Below are 6791 nucleotides of genomic sequence, written 5' to 3' on the forward strand. Positions count from 1 at the left end.
AAAAAGCCTAATCCATTTAAAATCATTGCTTTTATTACTTGTCCTGGTGTTAGGGTTTCTTTTATTTTTATTCCCACTATTTTATTCACTTCTTCTACCAATTCCATTTCGTCTATTATTCCTGCTACTATTCCCAAATGGTCTATATTTAGGATTTTCATGCCAACTTGAGACTCTTTCATGGTTTTTCCCATCTCTATTTGATTTGATTATTTTAACAAATAAAAGCCTGAAATCTTTGCTAGGCAATCTTTTCAGGCTTTTATTTATGAAAATTTTTAATTCCTAAATTTGCTTTAGTATCTGCGGAATGTGGGTTTTAACGAAGCTATCCGACTCGCTAAATGTAGCCATCATCCTCACATTGTACAGATTATCGAATTATTTGAAGAAGAAGCACTACCCTGTATCGTCATGGAATACATCCCTGGGAAAGATTTAGCAGATTGGGTAGAACAAAATATTATGACAGAAGCCGAAGCCATATACTACATTCGTCAAATTGCTGAAGCTTTGGATACAGTTCACCAACAAGGTTTTTTACATCGGGACGTTAAACCCCAAAATATTATTATAACAAGCGATTGCTCTCAAGCAGTTCTCATAGATTTTGGTATTGCCCGTGAGTATAAACAAGGCGTTTTAACTACACATACTACTTTTATTTCTGAGGGGTATAGCCCAATTGAACAATACTATCCTACAGAAAAACAAGCCGCTTATACAGATGTTTATTCCTTGGCTGCAACTCTTTATTTTGCTGTGACTGGAGAAAGTCCAGCAAATGCTCAAAGGCGATATTACAATCTGGTTGAGTATCGGATAGATCCTTTAATAACTCCCCAGCAAATTAATTCTGAGATTAGTGAACAAGTAAATACAGCTATTATTCAAGGTATGGCTTTTAATTCAGCAAATCGTCCACAAACTATTCAAGCGTGGTTAGACTTGTTACTAGAAATTAATACTCTTCCCCAAACGAATACAAATAATCATATTCGTGGAATTACTCAACCATCTTTACCAAAAAAGTCTTCTTTGCAGACGATGCATATTTCTCGAAATAAGCAAAGTCACAAATTCTCTTGGGGAGTTTGTTTAGCTATTTTTCTGTTGATACCATCACTGATTTATTTTGTAGTTAATAATAATCTATATAAAAACTATATTTCATCTATATTTGTAAATGAAAATAGCTTAGGTTACAAAAATTCCCACTATGGCTTTAGCCTCAAATATGCCCAAAATTGGGTATTATCCCCCAAGCAATCCCAAGATTTTACTCGGACAGTTGCGGAATTAGTATCATTTGGTTCCTCAAATAAGTCTTTTGAAAAAATTATCATCGAAGTGAGAGATGTAGATCCTGCTCATTCTTTACTTGAAGTCAAACAGGAAACTATCAAAGATATTCAAAAATGGGTGGCTAATTCAGAAATTCTGGAAAATAGAAAAGCTTATTTAGGTGGAAGAGAAGCTTATTTATTAGTTTATCAAGGACGCGATCGCAGTAGATCAATTCGCAGACTGAGAGTGGCAACAGTCAAAAATAATCGTGAATATGCGCTGATTTATGAGGCAGATATGAGTAATTACGCTCTACAAAAACAGTCTGCCCAAACAATTATTGATTCGTTTACTTGGCTTAATTAGACAGGATTTACGCAACTGGCATATCAGTAGGGTGCGTCAGACTTTATAAATCCTGCAAATAAACAGATATTTGATGTCTGACGCACCATAAAATAGATGTTTAGTGTGACACTTGCGTCAGTCCTGAAATATAAAGTTTCGTAACAATCTTAGTCATCTGCGTAAAAACTACAAGTCGTGGAAGAAAACCAAACAGAAGCATACAAGTAGTTGACGTATTGACTGGAGGAGATGAAACAATGATCAAACACGGTCTATTGACTAAAGCTGGTAGTGGATGTGCTTTGATGCTTTCCTCTGTAGGCTTCGCTTTAACTTGCAGTATCAGCATGGCAAAACCAAGTGTGGCGCAAGAGGCGTTGTCGTTTTTTTGTGATACTTACGATGGTAACTATGTTACTAAAGTCCGTACTAGCAAAGGAAATAGGGCGATTGTTAGCTATGAGAACTGGGCTAGTGCCAGTGGTTGGACAGCAAAACAACGCTGTCAAACTGTTTCTAATCGCTTTCAGAGTCTATATAACCAGAATCTTTTACAGTACATGAGAGGCGGTATAGTCAATGATTACTCAGTGATTTGTGTTACGCCCAAAAAAGGAGTATCTTGCCAAAAAAATCAGGTGTTGATCACTCTCAAACCAGGGACTGATCCCGATGAAGCACTGAAGAGTTTGGTGGGGCAAAGTCGGGGTGATAGTTCTTTCGCTGTGTCTGCGTTGAGTTATCAAGAGTCAGCACTACCAAGTTACTTCTCTACAGATAAACAAGGCAATCTTTATATAGACATCAAAGAATTAATTGAGACAGCAACAGTTGACTAATCTCAGTGAATATTAACCGCATACAAACTGTATATCAAACGATGATGAACAACAAATTATTACCTCTTGCAAGTTTAACCGTATGTACTATATGTACTTTTATTGGGGTGAATAGTTTTGAGCAGCAGCTACCCAATAGTTGGCAAAAAGCACTGTACTCTAACCGTGTATTAGCACAAACATCTCAGGAACAGATTGCCAACCAAGTTTATCAAAAATCAAGTCCGGCTGTGGTGACGGTGCAAACAGGTAACGGTCATGGGAGTGGTTTTGCTGTCGTCGGTCAAGATGGGTTAATTATCACCAATGCTCATGTAATTAAACCACTACCAAGAAATGAAGAAGAAGTAGAGAATTACAATCCAAAAGATTTTCCCAGTGTAGTGACTATTGTTTTTCCTGATGGGAAGAAAGTCGCGGCTGATGTATTGGGTTTTGGTAAAAATGGACTAGATTTAGCAGTGCTGCAAATTCATAATCAGAAAGACTTGCGGACACTTGCTTTAGCTGCGGCTGGATCTGCGAAAGTAGGCGATCGCATTTTCACTCTTGGTACTCCTCTATATGCAGACTTCAAAGACACTTTTACCCAAGGGAACATTACTCGGATTGATTCGAGGACTGGAAAAATTCAACATGATGCAGTAATACAAGGTGGTAATTCTGGGGGTCCACTGCTTAATAGCAAAGGTCAAGTAATTGGGGTGAATACATCAGGAATTGTAGGACCAGCAAAATTGAATAGTGGGATGAATTTTGCTATTCCTGTGGCTCAAGTGCAATCTTTTATTACTGCTGCCAGAAAAAAAGATATTTCTTCTATCTCTACCCTATTTGAGAAATCCACAAAACCTGCTATTGCCAATATCTCACTTAACGGTCAGATAATTAATGGCAGTTTAGCTGAAGGCGATCCCACCAGAGAAAATGGCGAAATTAAAAATGGCAGCTTTGTGAATTTATATCAATTTCGAGGTCGAGCGGGTCAACGAGTAGTAATTGAAATGACCAGTCAGAAGATTAATTCATTTTTAATTTTATGTCAAGTGATCGAAACTTCTGAAGGTCAAATTTATAGCAAAATAACCGAAAACGATGACAGAGGAGCGGGTGATTTTAATGCTCAAATAAATACAATATTACCAGAAGATGGAGTTTACGCAATATTCGCCAGTTCTCAACAAATAGGAGAAACTGGAAATTACAGTTTACGGGTAACAGCTAAACCTTAAATAGTGGGTAAATTTTGCTAAAAAAGGATTTTTCAATGAATAAGAGTCAGTTTTTTAACGGTTACAGAAAAAAGCACTATTTGATAATCTAGCAATTTATCAAATAGTGTGATCCATTACGTTCAACTACTGATTTTTTAACTTATCAATCTCAATAACCATATTATGAAACAACAATCATTTATCATCGGTCTAGGACTAGCTGCTGTAACATCTTTAGCAACTATTAGTCTACCTGCCAATTTTAGCCAATTGAGTGCTGCTGAATCACAATCTAATAAAGTCACATTTCTTTGTCAGTCAATATTTGATCCAGCAAGTGGTGAACAAATTCCTGCTACTGTTGCTTGGATTCCAGAAAGAGAAGGTCATGTACGTCTTATTGGTTGGAAATCGGAATACTTTAGTAAAAGTGGCTGGACTCAATTAGAACGCTGTCAAAAAGTCACGCAAAAATTTCAAGAGTTTTATGAACAAGGTCGTTTAAATTATCTGACTCCTGGGAAAAGTAAAGGTTATCCTATTATCTGTGGTCTTGCTAATCAAGGAGAGACTTGCAATGCTGATAATCAACTATTTACGTTGAAGACTGGGAGTAAATCTGAGGATGTAATACAAAGATTAATGGATATTACAGAAAGTAAAAGTGGAGATATACTTCTACAAAGTGCAGGTGAGCAGTTGTATATATCTGTGCAGAACTTTTTAAACAAATCTCCCTTGATTCGCAGTAAATAGACATCTGGTGAAAAATATACGTTATCTGGAACTCTTCTAGAGGAGTTTCATGTAACTCAACAAATGAATTACGTAGGGGCAAACCCCCTGTGGTTGCCCCAAAAATCAGAGTAGGCACGAGGGCGCTACCCCTACATCAAACATATAGGTTTTAGCAATGAAAAAAATCAAGTTTTTATCTTTTAGTGTATTGTGCTTTATAGCAATAGCAATCACTTTAATACTTGGCATAACTCCCAGTTTTAGCCAAAGTAATTCTTCTGAAAGGGTACAATTTTTTTGTAGAAAAACATTTGATAAAGCTAGTCAAGAAAATTTACCTAGCACGGTAGCTTGGATACCTGAAAAACGTGGTCATATTCGCATTATTGTCTGGAAATCTGAAGCTTGGTTAGGTTGGACACCTCAACAAAGATGTGAAGCTGTATCACCAAAGTTTCAAAAGTTTTATGATAATGGTCAGTTGAATTATTTGACTAATGGGAAGGTTAAAGGCTATCCAGTTATTTGTGCTGTGGATACAGAAGGAGATAAATGTAGCAAAGATCATCAATTATTTCAATTAAAAAATCAACGGGATGGTGAGCTAGTAATTTATCGTTTAACAAACCTTTTAGAAGGTGGTGGTGGAGATTTCCCTTTATATCAAAGTTCAGGTCAACAAAGGTATGTATCTATTCCCAAATTGTTGGTTAATGCTCCCACTATTGAAGAAGAAAATCAGTTGAACAACAAGAATTAAAAATCCTAAATACGTACATTTTCCATAATTTACAAATCACCGATCATGAATATCAAAAATAAAACAGCACGCATTTTCTCCTTAGCATTTTTATTAGTTTCTACCTTGAGTATTGGAACTTCATTTAATTCTGCTTCCCTAGCAGCAGTAAATGGAGAATTAGCACGGACTGATTTGAATACAGCTATCGCCATTAATCCTGATAGTGCTGAATATTACTTGAAACGGGGAGTTCTTTACCTTCAAGATAAAAAGTGGGAGTTAGCACTAGCTGATTTCAACACAGCTATTAAAATTAAACCTGATTATGCTGAAGCTTACTTGTTTCGTGGAAATATTTACAATGACGAACGTATTTACTCTAAACAGAAAAAGTTGGAGTTAGCACTAGCTGATTTCAACACAGCTATTAGAATTAAACCTGATTTTGCTGAAGCTTACTTCGCTCGTGGTGGTTACTATATATCAGTAGGTAACAAACAAAAAGCAATTGAAGACTGGCAACAAGCAGCGCAGTTATACAAGATGCGAGGAGATACTAATGCTTATAAAGCATTCACTAATATATTAGATTTAGATGACAAATACAACTTGATAAAACAATCTTTGGAGTAATCAAATAATTACTGATACTCAAAACTGCAAAGATGAAAAACTTATTATCAAAGTTGCAGTAATATCCGTTCTTTATCTCTCATAACTTACGCAAAATCTACTTCAAATAGTGTCATTGCGACGAAAGGAAGCAATCTCAAAACCCTCCATTTCATTAAATTTTGTAAGTTCTATCTCTAATGGTTGTTCACTTCTGGACAACTATTAGATATCCATAATGTGTCCTTTTTCTGTAATTTACAAACTTCCAAACATGAAAAAAAATAACAAAAAAACTAGCTTTCTTTCCTTGGTATTGTTAGCAGCTTTCACCTTGAGTATTACAACTTTATTTAATGCTCATACCCTAGCAGCAATAGATAAATCCAGTTGTCAAATCACAGCAGAAAATGGAGAAGATGGAACATATTCAAAAAAACAACAACAAACCATCGCCAAAAGAATTACAGTCAGAGTTAGAGGAGATAACAATAGTGGTTCAGGAACAATCCTAGCTCGAAAAGGGAACAGTTATTTAGTAGTAACAAACTACCATGTAATTAGAGGAACTAGCAACATTAAACTAACAACAGTAGATGGTAAAACCCATCAAGCAAAAATAGTTCCTAACCTCAACTTTGAAAAACCTGACCCAGCACTATTATTTCCTGACCCCAACTTTGAAAAATCTGACCTAGCACTACTGCAATTTCAAACCAATCAAAAATACTGCATCCAACAAATTACTAATACCATTCCCTACCCAGAAACAGAAATCACAGCAGCAGGATATTCATCAGCAAAAGGAAAAATAGTATCTAGTACAGGAACAGTAGAAAAAATTCCCTTCAAACCACTAAAAGAAGGCTATCAAATTGGTTATAGCAGCGATATTGACCAAGGAATGAGCGGAGGAGCAATCATTAACTCCCGTGGAGAAATAATAGGAATAAACGGTATCAGTAAATATCCAATGTTAAACACAGGTTACGTTTATCCAGATGGTTCAAA

8 protein-coding genes are annotated in these 6791 nt (G+C 35.9%); 7 read left to right on the forward strand and 1 reads right to left on the reverse strand.

Features of this window, described 5'->3' with window-relative positions:
* A partial coding sequence (locus tag FJR38_RS25790; RefSeq protein WP_168540308.1) for a DUF4277 domain-containing protein occupies positions 1–182 on the reverse strand: 182 nt, incomplete at its 3' end.
* Between the two features lie 130 nt (positions 183–312).
* Here FJR38_RS25790 and FJR38_RS25795 point away from each other — a divergent pair.
* The 7 genes from FJR38_RS25795 to FJR38_RS25825 form a co-directional block, all read left to right on the forward strand.
* Positions 313–1653, forward strand: coding sequence for a serine/threonine-protein kinase (locus FJR38_RS25795; protein ID WP_168540310.1), 1341 nt, complete (start codon positions 313–315; stop codon positions 1651–1653).
* A gap of 239 nt (positions 1654–1892) precedes the next feature.
* Entirely contained in the window at positions 1893–2474 is a 582-nt protein-coding gene (locus FJR38_RS25800) for a COP23 domain-containing protein (protein ID WP_168540312.1), read from the forward strand.
* A 41-nt stretch (positions 2475–2515) separates the two neighbouring features.
* Complete coding sequence (locus tag FJR38_RS25805) at positions 2516–3706, forward strand: S1C family serine protease (protein WP_168540314.1); 1191 nt, start codon at positions 2516–2518, stop codon at positions 3704–3706.
* Positions 3707–3871: 165 nt separating this feature from the next.
* Positions 3872–4444, forward strand: coding sequence for a COP23 domain-containing protein (locus FJR38_RS25810; protein ID WP_168540316.1), 573 nt, complete (start codon positions 3872–3874; stop codon positions 4442–4444).
* 157 nt (positions 4445–4601) lie between these two features.
* A complete protein-coding gene (locus tag FJR38_RS25815) occupies positions 4602–5186 on the forward strand; it encodes a COP23 domain-containing protein (RefSeq protein WP_168540318.1) in 585 nt (194 codons plus the stop codon).
* A gap of 45 nt (positions 5187–5231) precedes the next feature.
* Positions 5232–5801, forward strand: coding sequence for a tetratricopeptide repeat protein (locus tag FJR38_RS25820; RefSeq protein ID WP_168540320.1), 570 nt, complete (start codon positions 5232–5234; stop codon positions 5799–5801).
* A gap of 253 nt (positions 5802–6054) precedes the next feature.
* A partial coding sequence (locus FJR38_RS25825; RefSeq protein WP_168540322.1) for a serine protease occupies positions 6055–6791 on the forward strand: 737 nt, incomplete at its 3' end.

Source organism: Anabaena sp. UHCC 0253 (assembly GCF_009712085.1).
Lineage (GTDB): Bacteria > Cyanobacteriota > Cyanobacteriia > Cyanobacteriales > Nostocaceae > Dolichospermum.

Bases quoted from the DNA above. Each gene is read 5' to 3' on its own strand.
- FJR38_RS25800 (WP_168540312.1), top strand. From the start codon at position 1,893: ATGATCAAACACGGTCTATTGACTAAAGCTGGTAGTGGATGTGCTTTG.
- FJR38_RS25805 (WP_168540314.1), top strand. From the start codon at position 2,516: ATGATGAACAACAAATTATTACCTCTTGCAAGTTTAACCGTATGTACT.
- FJR38_RS25810 (WP_168540316.1), top strand. From the start codon at position 3,872: ATGAAACAACAATCATTTATCATCGGTCTAGGACTAGCTGCTGTAACA.
- FJR38_RS25815 (WP_168540318.1), top strand. From the start codon at position 4,602: ATGAAAAAAATCAAGTTTTTATCTTTTAGTGTATTGTGCTTTATAGCA.
- FJR38_RS25820 (WP_168540320.1), top strand. From the start codon at position 5,232: ATGAATATCAAAAATAAAACAGCACGCATTTTCTCCTTAGCATTTTTA.